General features: G+C 42.2%; 22 protein-coding genes, 1 tRNA gene and 2 pseudogenes. 10 read left to right on the plus strand and 15 right to left on the minus strand.

Going from position 1 to position 24,881, the window contains the following annotated elements; translation table 11 throughout:
- Window positions 1–3: 3 nt before the first annotated feature.
- Complete coding sequence (locus AACL30_RS13470) at window positions 4–858, minus strand: trypsin-like serine peptidase (RefSeq protein ID WP_422389555.1); 855 nt, start codon at window positions 856–858, stop codon at window positions 4–6.
- A gap of 145 nt (window positions 859–1,003) precedes the next feature.
- Window positions 1,004–1,621 carry a riboflavin synthase subunit alpha gene (locus AACL30_RS13475; RefSeq protein ID WP_339056955.1) on the minus strand — a complete coding sequence of 206 codons (618 nt, stop codon included), beginning with the start codon at window positions 1,619–1,621 and terminating at the stop codon, window positions 1,004–1,006.
- A gap of 509 nt (window positions 1,622–2,130) precedes the next feature.
- Here AACL30_RS13475 and AACL30_RS13480 point away from each other — a divergent pair.
- The 5 genes from AACL30_RS13480 (at window position 2,131) to AACL30_RS13500 (ending at window position 5,931) form a co-directional block, all read left to right on the plus strand.
- The gene (locus tag AACL30_RS13480) at window positions 2,131–3,474 is read left to right on the plus strand and encodes an MATE family efflux transporter (RefSeq protein ID WP_339058483.1); all 1,344 of its coding nucleotides are present in this window, start codon (window positions 2,131–2,133) and stop codon (window positions 3,472–3,474) included.
- A gap of 263 nt (window positions 3,475–3,737) precedes the next feature.
- Window positions 3,738–3,814: transfer RNA gene (locus tag AACL30_RS13485), tRNA-Val, on the plus strand.
- 206 nt (window positions 3,815–4,020) lie between these two features.
- Window positions 4,021–4,167, plus strand: a complete 147-nt coding sequence (locus AACL30_RS13490) for a hypothetical protein (RefSeq protein WP_339056956.1) — start codon at window positions 4,021–4,023, stop codon at window positions 4,165–4,167.
- Window positions 4,154–5,617, plus strand: a complete 1,464-nt coding sequence (gene pykF / locus AACL30_RS13495; protein ID WP_339056957.1) for a pyruvate kinase PykF — start codon at window positions 4,154–4,156, stop codon at window positions 5,615–5,617. The genes AACL30_RS13490 and pykF overlap by 14 nt, the downstream gene beginning before the upstream one ends.
- Before the next feature lie 77 nt (window positions 5,618–5,694).
- Window positions 5,695–5,931, plus strand: coding sequence for an Lpp/OprI family alanine-zipper lipoprotein (locus AACL30_RS13500; RefSeq protein ID WP_339056958.1), 237 nt, complete (start codon window positions 5,695–5,697; stop codon window positions 5,929–5,931).
- Between the two features lie 191 nt (window positions 5,932–6,122).
- Here AACL30_RS13500 and AACL30_RS13505 read toward each other — a convergent pair whose 3' ends face one another.
- The 5 genes and pseudogenes from AACL30_RS13505 to istA form a co-directional block, all read right to left on the minus strand.
- Window positions 6,123–8,351, minus strand: coding sequence for a hypothetical protein (locus AACL30_RS13505; protein WP_339056959.1), 2,229 nt, complete (start codon window positions 8,349–8,351; stop codon window positions 6,123–6,125).
- Between the two features lie 550 nt (window positions 8,352–8,901).
- Window positions 8,902–9,036 (minus strand): hypothetical protein, encoded by a 135-nt coding sequence (locus tag AACL30_RS13510; RefSeq protein WP_339056960.1) that lies wholly within the window; start codon window positions 9,034–9,036, stop codon window positions 8,902–8,904.
- A gap of 22 nt (window positions 9,037–9,058) precedes the next feature.
- Window positions 9,059–9,250, minus strand: a pseudogene (locus tag AACL30_RS16575) (L,D-transpeptidase); the annotation flags it as partial.
- Window positions 9,251–9,308: 58 nt separating this feature from the next.
- The gene (gene istB, locus AACL30_RS13520; protein ID WP_339058365.1) at window positions 9,309–10,106 is read right to left on the minus strand and encodes an IS21-like element helper ATPase IstB; all 798 of its coding nucleotides are present in this window, start codon (window positions 10,104–10,106) and stop codon (window positions 9,309–9,311) included.
- Window positions 10,103–11,281, minus strand: a complete 1,179-nt coding sequence (gene istA / locus AACL30_RS13525) for an IS21 family transposase (protein WP_339056344.1) — start codon at window positions 11,279–11,281, stop codon at window positions 10,103–10,105. The genes istB and istA overlap by 4 nt, the downstream gene beginning before the upstream one ends.
- Here istA and AACL30_RS13530 point away from each other — a divergent pair.
- Complete coding sequence (locus AACL30_RS13530; RefSeq protein WP_339056961.1) at window positions 11,280–11,411, plus strand: hypothetical protein; 132 nt, start codon at window positions 11,280–11,282, stop codon at window positions 11,409–11,411. The genes istA and AACL30_RS13530 overlap by 2 nt on opposite strands.
- Here AACL30_RS13530 and AACL30_RS13535 read toward each other — a convergent pair.
- Window positions 11,384–12,154 (minus strand): annotated as a pseudogene (locus tag AACL30_RS13535) (L,D-transpeptidase family protein); the annotation flags it as partial. The gene AACL30_RS13530 and the pseudogene AACL30_RS13535 overlap by 28 nt on opposite strands.
- Window positions 12,155–12,408: 254 nt before the next feature.
- Between AACL30_RS13535 and AACL30_RS13540 the strand changes: the two are divergent.
- Complete coding sequence (locus AACL30_RS13540; RefSeq protein ID WP_339056962.1) at window positions 12,409–12,762, plus strand: hypothetical protein; 354 nt, start codon at window positions 12,409–12,411, stop codon at window positions 12,760–12,762.
- A gap of 13 nt (window positions 12,763–12,775) precedes the next feature.
- Here the strand turns inward: AACL30_RS13540 and sufE are convergent, their stop codons facing one another.
- The 7 genes from sufE to AACL30_RS13575 form a co-directional block, all read right to left on the minus strand.
- A complete protein-coding gene (gene sufE, locus AACL30_RS13545; RefSeq protein ID WP_339056963.1) occupies window positions 12,776–13,213 on the minus strand; it encodes a cysteine desulfuration protein SufE in 438 nt (145 codons plus the stop codon).
- Window positions 13,214–13,415: 202 nt separating this feature from the next.
- Entirely contained in the window at window positions 13,416–14,648 is a 1,233-nt protein-coding gene (gene sufS, locus AACL30_RS13550) for a cysteine desulfurase SufS (protein ID WP_339056964.1), read from the minus strand.
- Window positions 14,645–15,931: a Fe-S cluster assembly protein SufD gene (gene sufD / locus AACL30_RS13555; protein ID WP_339056965.1), complete on the minus strand. Its 1,287-nt coding sequence runs from the start codon at window positions 15,929–15,931 to the stop codon at window positions 14,645–14,647. The genes sufS and sufD overlap by 4 nt, the downstream gene beginning before the upstream one ends.
- On the minus strand, window positions 15,912–16,652 hold the full coding sequence (gene sufC / locus AACL30_RS13560; protein WP_339056966.1) for a Fe-S cluster assembly ATPase SufC: 741 nt from the start codon (window positions 16,650–16,652) through the stop codon (window positions 15,912–15,914). Before sufC ends, sufD begins: the two co-directional genes overlap by 20 nt.
- 123 nt (window positions 16,653–16,775) lie before the next feature.
- Window positions 16,776–18,275: a Fe-S cluster assembly protein SufB gene (gene sufB, locus AACL30_RS13565; protein ID WP_339056967.1), complete on the minus strand. Its 1,500-nt coding sequence runs from the start codon at window positions 18,273–18,275 to the stop codon at window positions 16,776–16,778.
- Window positions 18,276–18,287: 12 nt separating this feature from the next.
- Window positions 18,288–18,665 (minus strand): Fe-S cluster assembly scaffold SufA, encoded by a 378-nt coding sequence (gene sufA / locus AACL30_RS13570; protein ID WP_339056968.1) that lies wholly within the window; start codon window positions 18,663–18,665, stop codon window positions 18,288–18,290.
- 160 nt (window positions 18,666–18,825) lie between these two features.
- Window positions 18,826–19,854, minus strand: coding sequence for a glycosyltransferase (locus AACL30_RS13575; RefSeq protein ID WP_339056969.1), 1,029 nt, complete (start codon window positions 19,852–19,854; stop codon window positions 18,826–18,828).
- A gap of 245 nt (window positions 19,855–20,099) precedes the next feature.
- Between AACL30_RS13575 and ydiK the strand changes: the two genes are divergently transcribed.
- The 3 genes from ydiK to acnA all read left to right on the plus strand — a co-directional run bounded on the left by ydiK (window position 20,100) and on the right by acnA (window position 24,858).
- Window positions 20,100–21,161 carry an AI-2E family transporter YdiK gene (gene ydiK, locus AACL30_RS13580; RefSeq protein WP_339056970.1) on the plus strand — a complete coding sequence of 354 codons (1,062 nt, stop codon included), beginning with the start codon at window positions 20,100–20,102 and terminating at the stop codon, window positions 21,159–21,161.
- Between the two features lie 198 nt (window positions 21,162–21,359).
- Window positions 21,360–21,896, plus strand: a complete 537-nt coding sequence (locus tag AACL30_RS13585) for a hypothetical protein (RefSeq protein ID WP_339056971.1) — start codon at window positions 21,360–21,362, stop codon at window positions 21,894–21,896.
- Between the two features lie 289 nt (window positions 21,897–22,185).
- Entirely contained in the window at window positions 22,186–24,858 is a 2,673-nt protein-coding gene (gene acnA, locus AACL30_RS13590; protein WP_339056972.1) for an aconitate hydratase AcnA, read from the plus strand.
- Window positions 24,859–24,881 lie beyond the last annotated feature (23 nt).

A 24,881-nucleotide genomic window follows, 5' to 3' on the forward strand; every position in this document is an offset into this window, starting at 1 on the left:
ATATCAAGGGCTGTGGGTATATTCGCGGGCGTTTTTACTGATTAATGTCTTTAACTTATCGCGTATGGCCGTTACTGCTAGGGCATGATTATCGGCCAGAGCGCGATCCTTAGCCGCGGGTGCGGAACTTTGAATAGCGACTAACCACCAATTATCGTTATCTTTAAGCAGTAGCGGTGAACCGCTATCGCCGGGCAGGGTGTCACATTGATGGGCGATAATGCCTTGTTGCGCCCAGCCGGTAACCAAACAAGCGGGATGGCTGTAAAGCGAATTGATGTGATCGGCAGGATAACCGGCCTGGGTTATTCGATGCTTGGCGCGCGCCAGCGCTAAGTTCAGCTCTGCTATCGAACCTTGCCATAGGGGGAGTGGTTTAAGCGGTGACCGCTCAGTATTGTGTAATACAACCAAGGCGAAATCTTCTTTCGCCGCTGCGGGGGGAACCGTCCAGCCGTTGCCCGAAGCGCGTAATTTTTTACTCAAATTGATATCGACTAAGGTTTCTAATTGAGTAATCTGATATTGCCATTGTTGTTGATGTGAAATGAAACGCAGGCTGATCGCTGGATCGATTTTACCGGGCGGCCTTAATAAACAATGCCCGGCGGTCAATGCTAAACTGGGCGCAATTAAGGTCGCGGTACAAAGATGACCACTGGCGGTTTCTAGCTGCCCAACAGCATGCCATGGCCAATTTTCACGGTTCTCTATCGCCACCCGATCATCTGCGCCAAAAAATAATATTTTTTGCTCAGTGGGCTTAGCAGTGTCAGCCACGGCGATCTGTAAATAAATAGACAATAAACTGATCAGTATATTGCGGTAGAAAAATTTTCTATTGAGACGAGTCAGCACATTAATCTTCCTCGAAGGGTCTATGTGAAATCTTCTTGAGCGACGCTCAGACGAGGAATAAGCGAAAATGAGTATTTTTAGCTCATTTTTGACGAAGTATCAGCGAGCACAGGAGATTTCGAACGGCTCTTATCAACACCAGTAATTATACTAGCACCGTTTTATTTAACACCCGCTCAACGGTATCAACGGTGGCTTGTGTCTGTGCGTCAATTTCAATATTCACCCGATCAGCGAGTCGTTTTTTTCCTATTGTTGTTCTGACTAAGGTATCTGGGATCAAATTAACGCAAAAACGATTATTTTCTACTTCACCAATGGTCAGGCTGATGCCGTCAATGGCGATAAATCCTTTCTGTAATATATATTTCATTATTTTTTTGTCGGCAATACGCAGCCAAAGTTGGCGATTATTTTCTGTGCTACAAATTTTGGCAATCTCCGCGGTACAGATAATGTGCCCAGACATCAAATGGCCGCCTATTTCATCTCCCAATTTCACCGCTCTTTCCAAATTGACTTCATCCCCGACGTTAATTTCTCTGAGATTGGTAATAAGCAGGGTTTCTTTTATCACATCAAAACTGATTAAATCTTGGTCGATGGCAGTGACGGATAAGCAGCAGCCATTATGTGCTACCGAAGCGCCTAATGTTAATCCTGGCAACAGGGCGGATGGAAATCTTAGTGTATGGGTACGGAAATCTGTGCTGCCATTAATGGCGACTACCGGCGCGGTGCCTTGAACAATACCATTAAACATAAGGGTGCCTCTGAGTTGATTAGACCTCTTTCCAAACCTGTAAGTAGGTTTGGAAAGAGGTCTATTGTTTTATTCGCAAGAAGTCTACTGAAAAATGCCATTATGATGAAGCGCTTCAGTTTGTCTTAACTTCAATTTGTCTTAAATAGTATCGTCATTAAATTCTGATAAGAGATCCTTTACTGTATTTGATAAGCTCATCTATCCTTTAGAGTCTATCCGAAATCTTTTATGCTTGCTGATACTGGTTTTGCAACAGATATATTCATAAAAATAATTGATTAAGTTTTATTAAAGGATTAAAAACAATTTTTATACCCACAGCCCTTGAAGTTGCCGCTAGGCGGCTAGGATGTGAGACCGATGAGCGTAGACATACTAAGTGATTCGGCGAACACCCGCAGCCAACGACGCGGCGGCTTCAAAGGCGAAGGGGATATTATAAAAAACCTGAATAGGTACAATAGGTGCATAAATATCAAAAATATAAAGTTGAAGCTCGCGGTTTGATGGTACTTGCAGTCCCTGTCATTATCACCCAGGTTGCTCAAACGGCGATGGGGGTAGTCGATACTATTATGGCGGGCTCTTTTAGTGCCACGGATCTGGCTGCGGTGGCCATTGGGACTTCCATTTGGCAGCCGGTGATTTTTTTCGGTAATGGATTGTTGTTAGCGCTGACTCCCACCATTGCACAACTCAATGGCTCGGGTCGTCGAAATCAGATTGCCTATCAGGTAAGGCAAGGGTTTTGGCTCGCCTGTTTTATTGCGATTCTGATGATGTTGGTGTTGTATAATAGTCATCATATTATTTATATGATGCATAATATTGATCCTATTTTGGCTGAAAAAGCGGTAGGTTTTATTCGCGCTATCATGTGGGGGGTGCCGGGCTGTTTGTTTTTTCAGATTTTCCGCAATCAATGCGAAGGATTATCTAAAACTAAACCGGGGATGGTGATTGGTTTTATGGGTTTGTTAATCAATATTCCTATTAACTACATTTTTATCTACGGTAAATTAGGCGCTCCCGCGTTGGGGGGAGTCGGTTGTGGTGTTGCTACCGCCAGTGTTTATTGGGTGATGTTTTTGATGATGTATTGGTATGTTAGCCAAGCCGGCTCTCAACAAGATCTAAAATTAAATAAGGGGTTGAGCTCTCCTGATTGGAAAGTGATAAAAACGTTAACTTTTCTTGGCTTACCCATTGCCTTGGCGCTATTTTTTGAAACGACTTTATTTGCTGTTGTCGCTTTACTGATTTCTCCCTTGGGGGTTGTGGCAGTGGCGGGGCATCAAATCGCGCATAGTTTTAGTTCTTTGGTGTTTATGTTACCGATGTCACTGGGTATTGCAGCGACGATTCGCGTAGGTCATTGCCTGGGAGCAGGTGAGGTAGCACAAGCGAGGGTTTCGGCTTATACCGGTCTTATTGTCGGCTTGATACTGGCTTCATTGAGTGCAATATTGACTGTTTTTTTTCGTGAGCCTATTGCTTTGCTTTATAACGACGATCCAGCGGTGGTCATTATGGCGTCACATTTGATGATATTTGCCGCTATTTATCAGATGTCCGATGCAGTACAGGTTATCGGCAGTGGTGTATTACGGGGATATAAAGACACGCGGTCGATTTTTTTTATTACTTTTATTGCCTATTGGTTATTAGGTTTATCCAGTGGTTACCTATTGGGTTTGACGGATCATGTTGTTTCGGCCATGGGGCCAACCGGTTTTTGGATTGGTTTTGTTATCGGGTTAACCTTTGCCGCTGTGATGATATTTTTACGTATTCGTTGGTTGCAAAGACAGTCGCCAGAAGTGACGTTGCAACGTGCTGCTCATCACTAAAATCGTTTGGGCTTATACCCTTCGCCTTTGAAGTTGCCTTCGGCTGCCAGGGCGTGAGACCGATGAGCGTAGATAGACTACCTGATGAAGTGAACACCCGCAGCCAACGACGCTGCGACTTCAAAGGCGGAGGGTATATGGCGTATGAAAATGCGGCAATCAGACAGCCTTTATGATGAAATGATCTTTTTCTTCTTGCCAACAGACGAGTAGCTGGTTAGTATCCTCTCCCGCTGGCCATGCGTTCGCGGCCAGCGTCTGATGCGTCCGTAGCTCAGTTGGTTAGAGCACCACCTTGACATGGTGGGGGTCGGTGGTTCGAGTCCACTCGGACGCACCATTTTTTACTCATTTATGTAAATCAGCTTAATATTAATTTAGCTGGCGATACAAAAATCTTCTGCGCAGTTTTTTCCTTTGTCACCTATTCTTAGCCATATTAGCCAGGATCCTTTTCGGTTAGCATCAATAGACTTTTTGCAAAACTGCCGTTCGTTTTGTTAACTCTATACCCAATGAATTTCGAGTTACGGCAAGGCGGCCAGGGTGAGCGTAGATAAACTACGTGATTCGGCGAGCACCTGCCGCCAACGCCGCCGTAACTTAAAAGGCGAAGGGTATAGGCTAAAGGATCTGTCTGTTGCCTTCTCATCTATTACAACGGGTAGAAAAAGCCGTCATGAAAAAAACTAAAATTGTTTGTACTATCGGTCCTAAAACCGAACCCAAGGAAATGCTTACTAAACTGCTGGATGCAGGCATGGATGTGATGCGTTTAAATTTTTCCCATGGTGATCATGAAGAACATCAAAAACGCATAGAAACTCTACGGGAAATAATCAAAGAAACTGGCAAAAAAGCCGCTATTTTACTTGATACTAAAGGCCCTGAAATCCGCACCATGACCCTCGAAGGGGGAAGTGAAGTCCCTTTGGTCACTGGTCAGCACTTTACTTTTACCACTGATCAGACGGTGATAGGTAATGCTCAAAGGGTAGCAGTGACCTATGCAGGATTTGCCGCTGATCTCAAGGTGGGCAATACGGTACTGGTTGATGATGGTTTGATCAGGATGGAAGTGATCGAAATTACAGAAAAAACCGTGCTGTGTGAAGTAAAAAACAATGGTTACTTAGGTGAGAATAAAGGCATTAATTTGCCAGGGGTTTCGATTAAGTTACCGGCGCTATCGACAAAGGATGTCTGCGATCTAAAATTTGGTTGTGAGCAGCAGGTTGATTTTATCGCCGCTTCTTTTATTCGTAAACGTGATGATGTAAAGGCAATACGTGAACATCTGAACAAGCATCAAGGTCAGCATATCCAAATTATTGCTAAAATTGAGAATCAAGAAGGTCTGAATAATTTTGATGAGATTTTAGAAGAAGCAGATGGGATCATGGTTGCCCGCGGCGATTTAGGGGTGGAGATCCCGATTGAAGAAGTGATTGTTGCGCAGAAAATGATGATTAAAAAATGTAACCGCGCGCGTAAAGTGGTGATCACCGCCACTCAGATGCTTGATTCAATGACTAAGAATCCACGACCGACACGTGCCGAAGCGGGGGATGTGGCCAACGCCATTTTGGACGGAACCGATGCGGTGATGTTGTCAGGTGAAAGTGCTAAAGGTGCCTACCCGATAGAATCCGCGGTGATGATGGCAACGATTTGTGAGAGAACAGATCGTATTATGAAAAGTCGGATTGGAACATTAAATAGCCAATGTAATGGGGGGGGGAGCGAGAAGAGTAAAGATTATGTTATGGGGGTGACTGAAGCCGTTTGTCGTGGTGCGGTAGAAATAGCGGAAAAACTCAAGGCGAAGCTGATAGTGGTTGCTACTGAAGGTGGAAAATCCGCCAGAGCGGTACGTAAATATTTTCCTACGGCCTGTATTTTAGCGCTGACAACCAATGAACGTACTGCACGTCAGCTTATTTTAACCAAGGGTGTGATCCCACAATGTCTCGATAGCATTGCCTCTACTGATGATTTCTATCGCATAGGCAAACAAGCCGCTTTGGCTAGAGGTCTGGATAAAGAGGATACCGTGATTATGGTATCAGGCGCATTAGTACAGAGCGGCACCACCAATACCTCTTCCGTTCACCGTCTATCAGATGAAAAAAATGCTATGTAAAAAAACGATGCAAAAAAAACTTTGTGCAATACTTAATAACGCTAGACAAAGATTAACTTAATCTGAGGGTGTTAATCATGAAAATGACGCAACTTGTTTTTGGCACAATAATACTATCTTCTACTCTATTGGCCGGTTGTTCCAACCATGCTGAGATTGAGAAGTTGTCCTCTGATGTTCAGATGTTAAACTCTAAGGTAGATCAAATCAGTGGAGAGATGAGTACAGTACGTTCTGAGGTACAAGAGCTGAAAAGAGACACCTCACAGCAAAAACAACGTTTGAACAATAAAGCCCATTCTTATAGAAAATAACCTCATTTTGGATAGGGTAAATAATAGCGCACTCAGTGCGCTTTTTTATTTTGTAATATCCTTACTTGATATGAATTCAAGGATTCAGGGTTATAATTAATCTGTTTTTTGCCATTAGCCTACATCCTTTTTAAATTCGTAAACTATCTGAATATAGGCAATTACACCATTTTCATGGTTGGTTATACAGGCTAATCTTCTATCTCTAGCTTATTTTTCCTTTTCCTATATCCATCATACTCTAACTTATACTCTCTTATATCAGCTTCAAGCTTTTTAATCGTTATTTCTAATTCTTCGATTTTAACTTCTGTCTCATCATAATCTTTATCCAATGCTTCCATACTAGTTTTAATATATTCAAGCTTTTTAATCGTTGTCTTTAATACATCGATTTCGTTTTTTGCCTTAGAAGAATTATCTCTGAATTTTTCTATTTTCTTTTTAAGAGTTTCAATCTCTATGTTTAATTCTCTGATTATACCTTCCTTAGAAAAGCCAATGTTGAATTCTTCTGTACTACTCTTAAATTTTTCAATCCATTGATTGTATTCATCAATTTCATTTTCTTCTTTAGCAGAATCAGTGCTCAATTTTTTTATACTATCTTCAAGATGTTTAATTCTTGTATTTAATTTTTCGATTTCATGTTCAGGATTAGAATAATGAATATTCAAATGTTTGATAATATCTGGTTCAGCTTCTTTCTTAATAAGTAAATCTGCTTTTATCTCTTGGTATTCTATATCGCGGATACGATTATCATCATTATATTCTTTCAGTTCATTTTTCAGTTTTGATAATTTATTTTCTGCGGCAAATATCTTTTTCCTTGAATATTCTAGTTTTTTTATCATTACTTCATATTCGTCATCTTTCGATAAAGTAGACTCAGAAGGAGCTATTTTTTCGCATGTACTTCTTGTTTGTGCTATAAAGTCTTTAGGTCTTAATTTTTCATTATATAGCACCATTATTTCACTAAAGTTAATTTCGTCCCTTACATCGGGATAAGGGGCATCCGGTGCGTTCAGAAAATCCAGCATTGCCTTCCCTTCAGCAGTATTTGAATTCGGAGGCTCGCTGCTTGGCAATGGCGGTGGGTTATCTGAATGAGTCTCTTTAGCCTCTGTTTTCGGCAAAATTCTAGTGCCACCGGCTAATGGGTTATAGCCAGATTCAAAGCGTTCAGAGTTAGCTCTCAGTATTTTCTTCTCTTTTTCAGTAGTATCAGTCGTTAGCATTGTTTGTATAAAAGGGGAACGTTTTACAGATTGTGTTGATTTTGGGTATGTCACATGCTCAGCAGGAGTTGGGCTGCTTGGTGCCAGATCGTTTAATGAAGCAGGTTGGCTCCCACTCTCATAGCCAGATTCAGTTCCCGGTATTCTCTGCCCTTCGGCAGTATTTGAATAAGAAGACTGCCTGCTTAGCAGACGTTCTACTTTTTTTGTAGGTATTCCCTCAAAAAAAGTCCCGGCACGGTTTAACTTATGATTGTTCTTTTGCAGGGAACTTGTTGAAACGGATGTTTCCATTTTTATCGACTGAGTTCTATGTGGACTATCTTTATATGAATTAAGTTTTTTTTCTAATTGAGGAAAAATAAGTTCAGCTCGACTAATTGGTATTCCCTTGTTACAGGCAGCTATATTTAAAGGTATTCCCTGATAAAAAGTCCCGACACGGTTTAACTCATGATTGTTCTTTTGCAGGGAATTTGTTGAAACGGATGTTTCCATTTTTATCGACTGAGTTCTATGTGGACTATCTTTATATGAATTAAGTTTTTTTTCTAATTGAGGAAAAATAAGTTCAGCTCGACTAATTGGTATTCCCTCGTTACAGGCAGCTATATTTAAAGGTATTCCCTGATAAAAAGTCCCGACACGGTTTAACTCATGATTGTTCTTTTGCAGGGAATTTGTTGAAACGGATGTTTCCATTTTTATCGACTGAGTTCTATGTGGACTATCTTTTCGACTAATTGGTATTCCCTCGTTACAGGCAGCTATATTTGAAGGTATTCCCTGATAAAAAGTCCCGGCACGGTTTAACTCATGATTGTTCTTTTGCAGGGAATTTGTTGAAACGGATGTTTCCATTTTTATCGACTGAGTTCTATGTGGACTATCTTTTCGACTAATTGGTATTCCCTCGTTACAGGCAGCTATATTTGAAGGTATTCCCTGATAAAAAGTCCCGGCACGGTTTAACTTATGGTTGTTCTTTTTCTGGAAATCTGTTGGACTGGATGCATGAGATTCACTCACCTGCCGAGTTGCGAATGGACGATCTGGATCATTGGATGTAAATTTTATTTGTTTTAATCCCAGAGAAGAAGTCTCGTCTTCGGGTGTGTTAGTATAATGATTCTTAATCTGAACTGTTTGGTTAGTAGAGTCTAAACTTTTTGTCATGATATTTTTTCCTGATGAAATGATTTTTATATGGATAGTTATATGGAAGAGATAATAAAGATTAAATAATATTTTTTCTTGTAAAAAACGGCCACTTAAAATAATTTTGAAAAGATGAAATAAATTAAATTGTCAATTTTATTATTTTATTTACAAAAATTTTTAAAATATAACATTAATATAAAAAATAGAAAGAATTATAAAATTTTTATATTATTCATTTTAAATAAGAGGTGTTTTTTGATAGCGATAGATAATAAACTCTGTAGGATACCGATCAATTATTATCATTAATTCATATGAATAATATAAGTGAATTAATTAAAAATTTTCACAAAGGAAATAATGTATGCATTTAGGTCAATGTCAGCACAATGCCAGTGGTGGTGTACAGCTCCTTTCTAGTATGGCATAGGTGTTATAAATTGATGTATAATTCAGTGATGAATTATCCCTTAAAATTCCGCCAACTAAGCCAGCGACTAAAATAAATCGCGCCGCGTTGCTCCTTGATGTGGAAACCTATCAAAAGCGGAGCTTATCTCAATACTCACTTTGTTAACAGTGCCATATACCCTTTGCCTTTGAAGCCGCCGCGTTGTTGGCTGCGAGCCCTCGCCCGAATCACGTAGATCTGTCTACGCTCATTGGGTCTCACGCCCTGGCTGCCTAGCGGCGGCTTCAAAGGCAAAGGGTATATTGTTCGCTCAGTCCAGCGTCAAGTTTAATGCAGCTATTTCGGGCTGTTTAATCTGCTCAACCCCGGTCTTATTAACCCTCACTGGCATGCCGGATCGGCGGGTTATGGCTTGTTTGACTTTGGCTGCATCGGTTTGAGGATCATCGATAAATTTCTGCACGGCATCGCTGAGTGCAATCGGCATGGTTTGTGGGTTATCACTGTCAACGCTACTTTAGATTGACCACTTTTTGCTACTTTAAAATGTCCAGTTTTTGCTAATTTTCCTGTTGGGTTTCTATTCCAGGCGCCTGGATAATATCAGTCGTTTTTATAGGCAACATGCCTGCTTTGCGTTTATTTTTGAGTCGATAGCTTTCTCCTTTAATATTCAATGTGGTTGAATGATGTAAAAGCCTGTCTAAAATCGCAGTTGCTAAAATGTGATCACCGAATACGTCCCCCCAATCAGTAAAACTTTTATTTGATGTGAGAATGATGCTCGCCTTTTCATAACGACGGCTCAATAACCTGAAAAATAGGCTAGCTTCTTCGCGATTCATCGGTAAATACCCGATTTCATCCAGTATTAATACCCTGGCATAGCACAGTTGCTGAAGTTGGCGTTCCAGACGGTTTTCTTGCTTTGCCTTCATTAAGGTACAGCAGAGTCTATCCAGAGGCATAAACAATACCCGATGCCCAGCTGTAGCTGCCTTGACAGCCAGCGCTATCGCCAAATGCGTTTTCCCTACCCCAGGTGGGCCTAACAAAATGACGTTTTCATGATGTTCGACAAACCTCAGCCCCGCCAGCTCGCGGATAATTTTCCTGTCTATACTTGGTTGGAAAGTAAAGTCAAATTGCTCCAAGGTTTTTATCCACGGCAAACGTGCTTGTTTTAACCGCGATTCCAAGCCTTTTTGGTGACGCCCGTTCCATTCCTGGGCTAATGCCTGCTGGAGAAATTCACGGTAGTTCAGTGCTTTCTTGGTGGCTTCTTCACATAAACTCTCCAACGCATCGCCCAGGTAATCCATTTTTAACCGTATCAACAAGTTTTCCATTTCCATCAGAGTAGCTCCTCATACACACTGAGCGAACGAGACGCTACTCGATTGACCTGTTGCCAAAGGGCTTGATGATGTTCTGGCACCTTTTGCCAGCCCTGCGTTACCTCCTGCAAGAGATGCGTCGCGAGCAGTTGCTCATCGCCGTAAATACGTAGCGTATTATCTAAACCGATACGAATATTAACCGCACGACCACACCAGAATGAAGGCACGCTATAGCGATTACCTCTGACATCGATATAGCTGTCCCATGCCACTTGTCGTAGGTCGAAGTAGCTGGTATCGAAATCAGTCGCAGGGAGTGGCATCAAGGCTATTTTTTCCTCAGCAAAACGATTTTCCGGTGTCTGCTTGAATTGACGAAGATGACGCTGGTCTGCCACTTTCGCCAGCCACATCGCTAGCAGTTGATTAACATGAGCGAAACTCTCAAACTGACGGTAGCGAGTGAAAAAATTGTGTTTAACATAGCCCACCATCCGTTCGGTTTTGCCTTTCGTTTGCGGTCGATAAGGCTTACAGGCGCGAGGGCTAAACCCATAGTGATTAGCCAGTTGCAGGAAGCCCGCATTGAACTCGATGTGGCCATTTTGTCCATGTTTGATAACAGCGGCTTTTTGGTTATCTACCAAGACATTTTTTACGCTGCCACCGAAGTAATTGAAGCTGCGAACCAGCGATTCATACGTGTGCTCAGCATCTTGCTTAGGGGCAGCAAAGACATGAAAGCGACGCGAAAAACCGAGCGTATTAACGGCAAAATTAACCGTACAGGCAGAGCCTGCCACCTCAACGATGATTTCTCCCCAATCGTGTTGAAGTTGATAACCGGGGAGGGTTTCAAAGCGTACCGTGTTTTTCGAGGCCCTGAGCGGACGTTTGGGATGTATATAACGTCGGAGCATCGCACTCCCACCCCGGTAGCCTTTTTCACGGATTTCCTCAAAAATAACCGCCGCATTCCAAACCTGTTCACTCAACCTTGAATCGATGTAGTCTTTAAAGGGCTCGAGTTTAGCAACCTGTTTTTTACCGCGTTTTGCTGTTGGCGGCGCAGGATAGCTAATGTGCCGTCTCACCGTTTTTTCTGAACACCCTATCTGATGGGCAATATCAACAATAAATGCCCCCTGTTGATGGCGTTGTTTTATCATGTAGTGGTCCTCTCTTCTTAGCATGCTTATTTCCCTCATGGCTTTGTCACCACAAAGGAAACTGCATTCTGGCTTGAGTGGACAAATTAAATTAGCAATTTACGGTCTTTTATCATTAGCGCTGACATCACTCTCGTGCACTGATAACGGTTGATGTACTTCGATATAGCGTTGCCCATTGGGTTCAATGGAAAATTTAATCGGCTGGTTAATGACTTGCACGCGAGTGTCTTTCGCTACGCTGTGAAATAAGGCTTTAATGTCTGCTGGACGTAATCGAATACAACCTGAGCTCACCCGCAGTCCAATGCCAAAATTCGCATTGGTGCCGTGGATCAAATATTCCCCTCGTCCAGCGGCGAGGCGCAGAGCAAATAGCCCCATGGGATTTTTTTCCCCGGCCGGCATCACAGCAGGTAAAACTTTGCCTTTTGCTAAATACCGTTGACGCATACTGGCGGTGGGTGTCCACGTGGGATTGGGAATTTTTTGGCTAATTGAGGTGGTCATGATAGGGGTGTTGAGCCCCCGCATACCGATACCGATAGGGTAGACGACCACGGTTCCTGCTCCAGGTGGATAATAATACAGGCGTAATTCAGCAAGATTAATAATGATGCCTCTGCGTTCTGTGTCTGGCAGTAACATTTGACTCGGGATGGTTAATCGTGAGCCGGGATCGGGCAAATAAGGATCCGTGCCAGGGTTGGCTTCGAACATGTTTAATAAACCGATTTTGTACTTAGCCGCTATCGCTTCAAGAGGACGACCATCATCTTGTACGGTAACAATATGGTTTTCACCAATTAAACGGCCAGAATCGGAGGGGAGAGGGTATTCGGTTGCTGCGACGTAAAGACTAAAAGCGAAGGAGATGAATATCAGTATTATTTTCATATTCAATTCCTCTCTTTATGAAGAGTTTGTTATATGAAATTTTAGCTTAGCATATACTTCTTCTATTGACCGCATCTAAGCCCATACCCTTCGTCTTTCGAGTTACGGCGGCGTTGTCTGCTCGCACATCTTTCTTTCCGCTGATGCCTGGTTGGTCTGGCTGTTTTATCTTTTGTGAAAAATAAAATAGTTTTATTAGAAACTAAATTATATTATAATGATTTTATTTAATAATAATATCATTGGTAATTAATATGACTGTAATAACTCAGCAGCCTGCTTTTGTTCCTGCTACTACTTTTTCTCCTGCCCCTGTTCCTATTGCTGATTTTGCTTCTTCTTCTTCCCCTTCTCCTCTTTATTCTCTTGTGGGGGTTAGAAATACCGCTGACGATCCGCCGTCGGAGCCTGTTGTTAATCGCCAGCTACAGCCATCTCCTCCCGCTGACGCTCCTCCGTCGGAGAGAGTGTATTCTAATAATAGAAACTCTAACGATTGTTGTACCCTGCCTGAAGATCCGTGTGGGCAAGTAGTGTGTATTTGTTTTGCTAGCGACTGCCTTTTTGGTGATTGCGGTGATTGCGGTGATTGCGGTGATGGCTGGTAGCTGGGATTAAAAATTAAACCCGATCCTGTGCTTTTTGAGACAGGTATACCGCTTTTTTGCGGATCGCCCGCAGCATCGCTTCTAGCCCTTGCGATCGCCCGGGCGTTAAATGTTGACTGAGCTTCAAATCAGCAAAAAAAGTCGGTGCATCTAATTCGATGATTTGTTGTGGCGACAAATGTTGATAAAGACTAAACACCATCACCACCAGTCCTTTTACTATTGCAGCATCACTGTCGCCAGCAAATAATACCGTGCCATCTTCTGCTAACGTCATCGCAATCCATACTTGGCTCTGACAGCCATTAATCAGGTTATTGGGGTGACGTTGTTGTGTGGTGAGGGCAGGTAATTGCGCTCCCAATTCGATAATGTACAGATATTTTTCTTCCCAATCGTGGCAGCGGGAAAAATTACGTATTAATTTTTCTTTGTTTGGTAAATTGGACATAGTCACAACCCCTAAATCTGTAAAAAATTAAAGCCGATGGTGTATGTCGGCTTAATATGTGCTTATTATCAGACCTCTTCCCTTCGCCTTTGAAGCCGCCGCGTTGTTGGCTGCGGGTGTTCGCCTCATCAGGTAGTTTATCTACGTTCATCGGTCTCATCCCCTGGCAGCCGAAGGCAACTTCAAGGCTGTGGGTCTATTGTTATAAAATGGTGTTGATATATTTTAATTGATTCACTAATTGATCTATTTCTTCATCGGTATTATACAAGGCGATTGATACACGACACATCGTCGAGACCTGATAAAATTCCATCAACGGCATCGCACAGTGTTGACCGGTGCGGATGGCAATGCCATGACAATCGAGAAAACAGCCCACATCAGAAGAGTGATGTGACCCTAAATTAAAGGCGATAACACCGGCGCGGTTTTTCTCTCGGCCATAGATGATTAATTTTGGTACTTGCTTTAACTTCTCTAATGCATAGTCCATCAGTGATTGTTCATACCGTTGAATTTCAGTTAATTTTAGAGCGCTAACATATCCGATAGCGGCACCTAAGCCGATAATACCCGCGGTATTGGGTGATCCGGCTTCAAAACGCCCTGGAGCATCAGCAAAGGTGGTTTCTTTTGTTAAGCTGACTTTGTCAATCATTGACCCGCCGCCTTCCCAGGGGGGCATTTTTTTTAATAACTCACTTTTTCCATACAAAATCCCAATCCCTGTTGGGCCGTATAATTTATGGCCAGAAAAAAGGTAAAAATCGCAATCTAAGGCCTGAACATCGACCGGTTGATGCATGATCGCTTGCGCCCCGTCCACTAATACCACCAGCTCTTTTTTTGCCATAGCGCGCGCTTTAGTGACAATGTCACTTATTGGGTTGATGGCGCCAAGTACGTTAGAGATATGGGTAATCGCCAGTAAGCGCGTTCTTTCATCTATCAAATTGGCTAATTGATTGATATCTAATTCGCCAGAATCTTTTATTAAGTGCCACACTTTGATGGTAATGCCACGTTCTTTTGCCAACAGTTGCCAGGGGACGATATTGGCATGATGTTCCATTTCGGTGATGATAATGTTGTCACCGGGCTCTAGAAAATGGCGGCCATAGCTGTTAGCGACAAGATTGATGCCCTCGGTGGTGCCTTTAACAAAGACAATGTTTTCTGCTGTAGGGGCGTTGATAAATTCGGCCACTTTCTGACGTACCTTTTCCATCGCTTCAGTGGCTTCTGCACTGAGGGTATGAATACCACGATGTACCGCTGCGCACTGTTGGCGATAAAAATTCATCTCACTGTCGATCACCACTTGGGGTTTTTGTGCGCTGGCAGCGCTGTCCAGATAGACCAGTGGCTTGTTGTTGATTTTTCGGCTGAGTAACGGAAAATCAGCGCGTATTTTTTCCACCACAAAACTCATGGCTGTTTCTCCGCTAAACGATCAGTGATACGTTTTATCACTTGCTGACGGATCAGGTTATTTTCCAGTGTTTCCGTGAGTTCGGCGGCAAAAGCAAAAATGATCATCTTTTTTGCTTCAGCCTGGTTGATGCCACGAGATTGAAGATAAAACAGTTGTTCAGCACTGATGCGCCCCACGGTGGCACCGTGGCTGCATTTTACATCATCGGCGTAAATTTCTAGCTGCGGTTTGGTGGCAACGAAGGCTTGTTGACTGAGGAGTAGGTTGTTATTGGTCATCTGCCCATCGGTTTTCACTGCACGGGGGGAAACTTTTAATAAACCGTTGAACACCGCCGTTCCGCCATGCTGCACGATCATTTTATGTAATTGTCGGCTTTGACAGTGGCCGGTATTGTGTTCTAAATAGCTGCGGCTATCTGCGATTTCTCCGCTCAGTGGTAATAGGAGGCTGTTGATTGAGACATCGCCGCCTTCACCATTGAGCTTGCTGCTGGTGTGGTGCCTGGTTAACCCGGCACCGAGCAGAAAGCTATCGCTGTGCGCCCGCGCGTGACGCCCAAGTATCACATCGTTATGAGAAAAGTGATAACTCTGCGCGGTTTCAAATGCCAGTTTACAATGGGTTAATTGGGCATTATCACCTACGGCCATTGTTAGGCGTGCGTTGGTAAAATGTGCGTGATGTTGGTGGCTAACAAAATGTTCGATCACCTGCGCGCTAGCATGGGGTTCAATGACTAAATGATGACGATAATAGCTGCTACTGATCCTATTTTCATTTTTATCATAGGCTTGACCTGAGTCGATATGCAGCAAATATAATGGTTTCGCCGCTTTTTTCCCTGCGGCTAAACGAATGAGTACTTTTTCTTGCGCCAAACTTTCTGTTAGATGCAAAAATATTTCAGGGCGAATGGCCGCCGGTAGGCTTTCTTTTTCTGTCAAGACACATATTTGGTATGGATCACAATGACTGTCGCTAAGAGAAGGCGCCCATTTGCCATCGATAAAGACCAGCCGGTGTGCTTCTAGTGGTAACGCCAGTTCATCGCATCGTTGCTTATTGATACTGATGGCCGAGGTTGTTGCATAGCTGAAATCATGTTGTAGCAGGCGATCAAGTGGTGTGTATTTCCAATCTTCATGTTTGTTATGAGGAAAGCCCAATTGCATGACTTGTTGCCAATGCATCTGAGCATCTGATGCGCTGTTTGATCGCTGCTGAAACAATTGGCCAAATTGTTTAAACGGATCACTGTTAGGTAGTAAGCCAGCCATAGCCTTGCTCCTCCAACTTTTTCGCGAGCGTAAAATCACCGGATTCGATAATACGACCGTCATGTAATACATGGACTTTATCGGGCTGTAGGTAATTTAAAATACGCTGATAGTGAGTGACGACAATAAAGGCGCGTTTGCCATCACGCAGTGAATTGACCCCCTCCGCCACCACTTTTAACGTATCGATATCTAGACCTGAGTCAGTTTCATCTAGAATACAAAGCTTTGGCTCTAATGCCGCCATCTGTAAGATGTCGTTGCGCTTTTTTTCTCCGCCGGAGAAGCCAACATTAACTGAACGTGTTAACAGATCGGCTGGCATTTTCAATAAGGCAATTTTTTTTTCGATAAAATCGGCGAACTCGAAACGATCAAATGCGGGTTCTCCACGGTATTTACGCACGGCATTAACGGCCGTTTGTAAGAAAAAACGATTGCTGACACCGGGAATTTCAACGGGATACTGAAAAGCAAGAAAGATGCCTTCACCTGCCCGTTGTTCAGGCTCTAATGCTAATAAGTTTTTACCATTAAAGAGTATTTCACCTTCCGTGATCTGGTACTCTTCTCGCCCTGCCAATACAGCAGATAGGGTGCTTTTCCCCGATCCATTAGGGCCCATAATGGCGTGAACTTCTCCTGGATTGACTTTTAAATTGAGTCCTTTGAGGATGTTTTTGCCTTCAACACTCACTTTTAACTGTTTAATGCATAACATGTTGTTTCCTTTGTGCGCCATATATACCCCTCGTCTTTGAAGCCGCCGCCTTGCCGTAACTCGAAATTTATTGGGTATAACGCTATTTAATTATTGTCACTGGTTAATTATTGTCACTGGCGCTTAACCGACACTGTGTTCTAAGCTAATGGCTAACAATTTTTGTGCCTCTACGGCAAATTCCAGCGGTAATTCTGAGAACACATCTTTGCAAAATCCATTGACGATCATTGAGATGGCATCGTCTTCACTGATACCACGCTGGCGGCAGTAAAATAGCTGATCATCCCCAATTTTTGAGGTGGTAGCTTCGTGCTCTAACTGCGCTGAATGATTTTTGACTTCAACGTAAGGGAAGGTGTGGGCGGCTGAGTTAGCGCCAATAAGCATAGAATCACATTGCGTAAAATTACGCGCATTATCGGCACCGGGTAAAATCTTAACTAATCCACGGTAGGTATTTTGGCTTTTTCCTGCTGAGATCCCTTTGGAAATAATGGTTGATTTAGTATTTTTACCAATGTGGATCATTTTGGTGCCGGTATCTGCCTGCTGTTTACCATTAGTCAACGCGACTGAGAAAAATTCACCGATAGAATGATCGCCTTGTAAGATCACGCTGGGATACTTCCAGGTAATAGCCGATCCTGTTTCCGATTGTGTCCACGACATTTTTGAACCTGATCCCTGACATAGCGCCCGTTTAGTCACAAAATTCAAGATCCCACCTTCGGTTTCAGAGCCAGCAAACCAATTTTGCACGGTGGAATATTTCACTTCGGCGTTTTTATGTAAGATCACTTCGACCACTGCCGCATGGAGTTGGTAAGTGTCGCGTACAGGAGCCGAGCAGCCTTCAATATAACTGACGTAGCTGTCTTCATCGGCGATTAGAATGGTGCGTTCAAATTGCCCTGTTTTAGCGGCATTGATACGGAAATAGGTTGAGAGCTCCATTGGACAGCGCACGCCTTTGGGCACGTAGACAAAGGTTCCATCAGAAGCGACGGCGGCGTTAAGGGCGGCAAAAAAATTATCTTTCGCTGGTACTACTGATCCCAGATATTTTTGTACTAGCTCAGGATGTTCTTGAATAGCTTCACCCAGTGAGCAAAAAATAATGCCTTGTGTGGCTAATTTTTTACGGTAGGTGGTGGCGACAGAAACGGAATCAAAAATGGCATCAACAGCTACTTCAACGCCTTCACGTACCGGTACCCCTAATTGCGCAAAGGCTGATTCGACTTCAGCTGTGAGATAGAGGTTGGTTGTTGTCTCATCTGTGGATGATGATTTTTTTTCGCTCTGGTTATCACCATTTTCATCACAGCTATTACAGGAAGGCGCTGAGTAGTAGCTATAATCTTGGTAATCCAATTTTTTATAATGTGCTTTTAACCAGTGGGGTTCTTCCATTGTCAGCCAGCCACGATAAGCTTCTAAGCGAAATGTTAACATCCATTCAGGTTCGTTACGTTTGGCTGAGATCGCGCGGATCACGTCTTCATTGAGTCCTTTACCCAATTCGTCTGTCGCCAATTGGGTAAAAAAACCTTCTTTATAACGTTCTTCGTTGACCCAAGCTGATATATTTTCGGAGGTTTCAACATTGCTTTGTGTCATTTCTTTTATCACTCAAACGCCGAAGCTTTCGCCACATCCACAAGAATGCTGCGCTTTGGGGTTATTAAATTTAAAGATCTGATTTAGCCCTTCACGCACATAATCCACTTCAGTGCCGTCAACAAAGGGCATCGCTTCCAAGGGGACGTAGAGTTTTGCCCCTTTGTGTTCAAATAGAAGATTTTCAAGCAAATCATTAGCTGATTCAGCTACCTTTAGCTGATAAGCAAATCCAGCACAGCCAGATTGCTTGATGTTAAGCTGTAATCCTTGACTTTGAGGACGTTGTTGCATGATTTTGATAATTTGGTTTGCCGCGTTTTCGGTAATAGTGATGCCTAACCAATTTTGATCGTAAAGTGAGAATTTTTTAACAGTCTCTTGTTGCATATAAACCTGCCTTTCTTATCGCTGTTAACCGCCGTACTTTAACACAGGATTAGTTGGAAAACCGTGCATCAGATGGAGACTGGAAATGTAAATGTCAAAGGGATGATATTTTGTATTAATTTTAACCGAAAGTATGGGTAGGATAAACCTTTAATAGTGATCATTCCAGCCTTGTGAGGTAATGGATAACTTGCTGTTTGCGGAAATAACATTTAGTGCGATTCTTTATCCAATTGATGTAGTCTTTTTGATAAAAATTATGTTTTATGCATACTTCCAATTCCTCATGTGTTTGTGGAGGAATTGGAAGATGGTCTTTCCATTCTGAGGCAGCTTTTGCTTTTTTGAATACGTCGCAGGCAGCGTAATTAGCCCATGAATGCCAAGGTTTGGTATTGCCGAAATAATGGATAAGAGCGGAACCATTCAAATCGGGTAGCACACAATTTTTTCGGTTTCTTTTTTTTTCATGGTTTAAGTCGTAAAGCTGATTATATTTTGCGTTAATGTTTATTGTTTTACCGAAAAACAAAATGTTAAGGACATCCTGATCAAATAAAACGAGTTTTCCTTCATATTTTTTACTGCTTAAAAGGGCAAATGCTTGATGGGTAACGTCATGAGATTTCCAGTAGGCCAGATTCAGTAACAGAAATCCAGAATTGAAGTAGTGATCTTCGATGCCTGGGATGTCAAGTCGCATTGATACCGTTGCTCCTTCTATTCCTTCTAATGGATCTTTAACAACGCCGCATGCGTTATCGCCAAGCTCTATATCGTTCAGCGCTTCAATTGAACCGTTACAGAAGATATCAGCATCAAGATAGAGCATCTTATTTTTTGAGCCGCAAAGCTGGTTTGCTATTACAAATCTAATATGGATAGAGTAATTAAATCTGTTGCGGCAGGGTAATTTTTTAAGCTCTTTACAGTCTATTAAATAGAGGGTTATATCGGCACATCGATTTTTTGCTAACTTTTTGAATTTAGATTCGTTTTCAAAATCTAAAAAATCTGTAAACACATGAAAAGAAAAAGAACTATTATCATTGTTTAACAGAATAGAGGTTATAGAAATACCACTAGCAAAAAGGTATTTTTTATCAACGCCATAGGCTATATCTAATTTTTTCTTTTTTTGAACCGCGGGAGCATACTTATATTCTTTAATTTCTTTTATAATATTCATTTTATGTTATCCATTTCATTAACTTCATGACTTTCTCAGTCACAGAAAGCTGTCTACTATTTTTGCAATAGCTACAAGTAAACATAAGCTAATATTTCTTGTGTGTCATCACTGTTGGAAGAGGTGATTGTCCTAGACCCAGAATTTTTGCTCATCAACCCAAAACATTCCGGGCAGCTACATCCTGCCATGCTATGCTGATAACATTTTTACATACTCAAGATTGACAAGATGCGAGTTGACGGATGAATAATCAAATACAAGATCGCTATGATTTAACTAAATTGATGTTTTGCGTGTTTTTTATCCTGACAATGATGATTACCAGTTTTTTGGTAATACAACCTTTTATTATCGGTCTTACTTGGGCGGTGATGGTGGTGATCACTACTTGGCCGTTATTAATCAAACTGCAAATTGTGCTCTGGGGGAGACGTGTTTTGGCGGTCATTGTTATGACGCTATTATTGATTTTATTTTTTGTGATCCCTATTGCGTTGTTGGTTAATAGCTTATTAATAAATAGTGCGCCTTTAGTCGCTTGGGCCAGTAGTCCTGCCAATATGCATTTCCCTGAAATGGAATGGTTAAATGCTATCCCTCTGATAGGCAGCAAAATCTATAGTAGTTGGCATAATTTAGTTGAGGGGGGAGCGAACGAATTATTGGCAAAACTCCGACCTTATGTAGGGGAAGCGACCACTTGGTTTGTTGCTCAAGCCGCTCATCTTGGGCGTTTTATTGTTCATCTGGCATTGATGGTGTTGTTTAGCGTTTTGTTTTATTTTCACGGTGAGCGGGTTGCTCAAGGTATCCGCCGTTTTGCGGTGCGATTAGCTGACGAAAAGGGAGACTCTGTGGTTGTTTTAGCCGCTCAATCTATTCGCGCTGTGGCGCTTGGCCTAGTGGTAACGGCATTGATTCAAGCCGTTTTAGGAGGAATTGCTTTAGCGATGGCAGGTATTCCTTATGCGACCTTACTCACTGTTTTGATGTTTATTCTCTGCGTTGTACAGCTGGGGCCTTTATTGGTGCTTATTCCGGCGATTATTTGGCTTTATTGGAGTGGTGATACTACTTGGGGAAGTATTTTGTTGGTATGGAGTGGGATCCTCGGTACCTTTGATGCGGTACTGCGTCCGGTATTAATTCGCCGGGGTGCCGATTTACCGATGATATTGATCCTTTTTGGTGTTATTGGTGGTTTATTGTCGTTAGGTATGATTGGTTTATTTATTGGACCGGTGGTTTTAGCCGTTTCTTATCGTTTAATATTGGCTTGGATTAATGAAGAAAGTGGAACATAAAAATATATTATTGATGGCGCAAATATTTTAATAATAGCGCATCCTTTTATTCTATAAATAATAAATTTAAAATTGAATAAGGAGGATTATTTTATTATTTTTACTTTCTTTATTCTTTAACTTTGTCTATTATTTTACTGCTATCAAAAGGTAGTAATTTATAAATCAATAAAATGAAATATACATTAAGGATGTAATATGGCTAATAATGCTATGACTAATCTAAATGTTGTAATGAAGGCTAGTGGCTTCACTGGGGGTCTGGTTTTTTCTCCATTATCATTATTGGCGGATATTCTCTATCGTAGTCTACGAAAAGATAAAGCTAATCATGAACTGAAGATAACAAATAGACGTGATGCAGAAGCAGATTATAAAGTAAGTACAAGGATGATAAGTGATATGGAGACAGCTTCAGGTGCTAATCTTATAGAAGAGGCACCCTTACCAACCGAGATAGTGACACCTAATTCAGGTGCTGATTTTATAGTGATATCTGTTCCAAAAAATGAAGCATTGATTGAAAATAGTATCAAGTCGACAGGTCTCCCAGATGATCTGGTAAAGATACTGGATGCAAAAGATAAAACATTAGATAGAACTTTAGATGGAGGAGCATCATTATTATCAGAGGTCATGTCCTCATTACGTGATAATGAAAATACAGTGAGTCATAATAATTTTAATCGTAATATATATAGTGATAGCACTAATTTCTTGGCGGTAGGAAATTAGTGTTTTCGTATAATTTTTATTTATTTTTTCTGAACGGTTTATTATAAATTTAAGGCCAAATAGAAAAAATCTATTTGGCTCTCTGGCATTTTTTTCTTTTTGTTATTAATCGATATCTCTATCTCGCACTCCTATTATTATTTAACCAGTAATAAATCAATTTTTCTCAAAAATCGAGCGGTTAAATTTTATCTGTTTTAAATCAAAACCAATCAATTTTACTGATTATTATTCAGTATGGCGCTATTATTTAAGTCTATCAATTTTATAACCTGGTGCAGGGGGCATAATGTCATTAGAACTCGCAAAAAACAGTTTAGCGAAGCTGGTGGTGCAAAAAAAAGACTATTGTTACTACAGCTTACCTAAAATGGCATCCTTTCTAGGGGATATTGATCGACTGCCAAAATCAATGAAAGTCTTGTTAGAAAACTTATTAAGGCATATTGATGGTAAGAGTGTAAAAGAAAACGATCTGCAAGCGATGGTTGACTGGCTTTCAACGGGTCATAGTGATAGGGAGATCGCCTACCGACCGGTGCGCGTGCTAATGCAGGATTTTACCGGGGTGCCCGCAATAGTTGATCTGGCGGCAATGCGTGAGGCAGTGAAGCGTTTGGGCGGGGAGGTAAAACGGGTCAATCCACTTTCTGCTGTTGATTTGGTCATTGATCATTCGGTTACTGTGGATAATTTTGGTGATGAAAACGCCTTTGGTGAAAATGTTCGTATGGAAATGGCGCGTAACCTGGAGCGTTATGCGTTTTTGCGCTGGGGTCAACAAGCCTTTAATCGCTTTCGCGTGGTGCCACCAGGAACCGGTATCTGTCATCAAGTTAATCTCGAATATTTGGGTAAGACCGTATGGCATGAGCAACAGAGAGATCAATGCTTCGCTTATCCCGATACCTTGGTGGGTACCGATTCTCATACCACTATGATTAACGGGTTGGGGATCTTAGGTTGGGGAGTGGGTGGTATCGAAGCTGAAGCGGCTATGTTGGGTCAGCCGATTTCAATGTTGATCCCAGATGTGGTGGGTTTTAAGTTAACGGGGAAATTGAATGAGGGGATCACTGCCACTGATTTGGTGCTGAGAGTCACCGAAATGTTACGAAAACAGGGGGTAGTGGGTAAATTTGTTGAATTTTATGGCGATGGTTTGGCTGATTTACCTCTTGCAGATCGCGCGACCATTGCCAATATGTCGCCAGAATTTGGCGCAACCTGTGGCTTCTTTCCTGTGGATGAAGTGACCTTAAATTATTTACGTTTAAGCGGGCGTAGTGATCAGCAAATTGCTTTAGTCGAAGCCTATACTAAAGCACAAGGCCTATGGCGTTACCCTGGCGATGAACCGGTTTTTACCTGTCAATTAGCATTGGATCTGGCAACGGTGGTCACCAGTCTTGCCGGACCGAAACGACCACAAGATCGGGTGGTTTTATCCCAAGTCCCTCAGGCTTTTACTGCCTTCAAAGCACTAGACATCCATAATAAAAATAACCATAAAAACGCTCCAGATGATGAAAACGGTGGGTTATCTGACGGCGCTGTGGTGATAGCGGCGATTACCTCTTGTACTAATACCTCAAATCCTAGTGTCATGATGGCCGCTGGGTTATTGGCTAAAAAAGCGGTGGAAAAAGGGCTAAAAACCAAGCCGTGGGTGAAAACGTCGTTAGCCCCTGGCTCTAAAGTGGTCACTGAGTATCTTAATGCTGCGGGTTTGACAGCATCGCTTGATCAACTGGGATTTAACTTAGTGGGTTATGGTTGTACCACTTGTATCGGTAATTCAGGCGCTTTACCTAAGGCAGTTGAAACAGCGATAGCCGCTGGAGATTTGACCGTAAGTGCCGTGTTATCGGGTAATCGAAATTTCGAAGGGCGTATTCACCCATTAATCAAAACTAACTGGCTAGCTTCCCCACCGCTGGTGGTCGCTTATGCTTTGGCGGGGAATATACAAATCAATCTCATGGATGATCCTTTAGGTCAAGATCAGCAGGGGAAAGCGATTTATCTAAAAGACATCTGGCCGAGTACGCAGGAAATCGCTACGGCGTTAGAAGCCGTCAAAACAGAGATGTTTCTTAAAGAATACGCTGAAGTTTTTAACGGTGATGAGAGTTGGCAAGCAATCCCGATCGAAAGTTCCCTCACTTATCATTGGCAAGAAAAATCGACTTATATCTGTCAGCCTCCTTTTTTTGATGACATGAAACTGATACCAGAAAAAATAGAGGATATAAAAGAAGCGCGCATTTTGGCTATTTTTGCTGATTCAGTGACCACCGATCATATTTCTCCGGCAGGAAACATAAAACCAGATAGTCCGGCAGGGCATTACTTGCGTGATCAAGGCGTCAAAATTGATGACTTTAATTCTTATGGCTCCAGACGGGGTAATCATAAAGTCATGATGAGGGGAACCTTTGCCAACATTCGTATCCGCAATGAAATGGTACCGGGTATTGAAGGGGGGATGACCCGCCATATTCCGTCACAAGCGCCGATGACAATCTATGACGCTGCAATGCGCTACCAGCAAGAAGCGATCCCGCTGGTGGTGATTGCGGGTAAAGAATACGGTTCGGGATCCAGTCGTGATTGGGCGGCTAAAGGCCCTTATTTGTTGGGTGTGAAGGTTGTGATAGCGGAGTCTTTTGAACGTATTCATCGCTCGAATCTCATTGGTATGGGCATTCTTCCTCTGGAATTTATGCCAGGGGTAGATCGTAAATCTTTAGCATTAACCGGTGATGAATCAATCAGTATCAGCGGGCTAGCGGCATTGAGTATGGGTCAGAAAGTATCTGTTATCATAACGGATAATTATGGCCAACAGCGGAAGATTGAGACGCTGTGCCGTATTGATACCGCTACTGAGCTGACCTACTTTCAACATGGTGGTATTTTGCATTATGTTATTCGCAGTGGGTTATCAGAGCCTGTCTGAATTTGACGAAGTATCAGTGCGCA

The organism is Candidatus Regiella endosymbiont of Tuberolachnus salignus, from assembly GCF_964020115.1.
In the GTDB taxonomy this organism is placed as follows: Bacteria; Pseudomonadota; Gammaproteobacteria; order Enterobacterales; family Enterobacteriaceae; genus Regiella; species Regiella insecticola.

Bases quoted from the DNA above. Each gene is read 5' to 3' on its own strand.
- sufE (WP_339056963.1), bottom strand. From the start codon at position 13,213: ATGTCCAATTTACCAAACAAAGAAAAATTAATACGTAATTTTTCCCGC.
- sufC (WP_339056966.1), bottom strand. From the start codon at position 16,652: ATGTTATGCATTAAACAGTTAAAAGTGAGTGTTGAAGGCAAAAACATC.
- AACL30_RS13480 (WP_339058483.1), top strand. From the start codon at position 2,131: ATGGTACTTGCAGTCCCTGTCATTATCACCCAGGTTGCTCAAACGGCG.
- sufA (WP_339056968.1), bottom strand. From the start codon at position 18,665: ATGCAACAAGAGACTGTTAAAAAATTCTCACTTTACGATCAAAATTGG.
- sufD (WP_339056965.1), bottom strand. From the start codon at position 15,931: ATGGCTGGCTTACTACCTAACAGTGATCCGTTTAAACAATTTGGCCAA.
- pykF (WP_339056957.1), top strand. From the start codon at position 4,154: ATGAAAAAAACTAAAATTGTTTGTACTATCGGTCCTAAAACCGAACCC.
- AACL30_RS13505 (WP_339056959.1), bottom strand. From the start codon at position 8,351: ATGACAAAAAGTTTAGACTCTACTAACCAAACAGTTCAGATTAAGAAT.
- AACL30_RS13475 (WP_339056955.1), bottom strand. From the start codon at position 1,621: ATGTTTAATGGTATTGTTCAAGGCACCGCGCCGGTAGTCGCCATTAAT.
- AACL30_RS13540 (WP_339056962.1), top strand. From the start codon at position 12,409: ATGACTGTAATAACTCAGCAGCCTGCTTTTGTTCCTGCTACTACTTTT.
- AACL30_RS13530 (WP_339056961.1), top strand. From the start codon at position 11,280: ATGCTTATTTCCCTCATGGCTTTGTCACCACAAAGGAAACTGCATTCT.
- acnA (WP_339056972.1), top strand. From the start codon at position 22,186: ATGTCATTAGAACTCGCAAAAAACAGTTTAGCGAAGCTGGTGGTGCAA.
- AACL30_RS13585 (WP_339056971.1), top strand. From the start codon at position 21,360: ATGGCTAATAATGCTATGACTAATCTAAATGTTGTAATGAAGGCTAGT.
- AACL30_RS13500 (WP_339056958.1), top strand. From the start codon at position 5,695: ATGAAAATGACGCAACTTGTTTTTGGCACAATAATACTATCTTCTACT.
- AACL30_RS13575 (WP_339056969.1), bottom strand. From the start codon at position 19,854: ATGAATATTATAAAAGAAATTAAAGAATATAAGTATGCTCCCGCGGTT.
- sufB (WP_339056967.1), bottom strand. From the start codon at position 18,275: ATGACACAAAGCAATGTTGAAACCTCCGAAAATATATCAGCTTGGGTC.
- ydiK (WP_339056970.1), top strand. From the start codon at position 20,100: ATGAATAATCAAATACAAGATCGCTATGATTTAACTAAATTGATGTTT.
- istA (WP_339056344.1), bottom strand. From the start codon at position 11,281: ATGCTAAGAAGAGAGGACCACTACATGATAAAACAACGCCATCAACAG.
- sufS (WP_339056964.1), bottom strand. From the start codon at position 14,648: ATGAGTTTTGTGGTGGAAAAAATACGCGCTGATTTTCCGTTACTCAGC.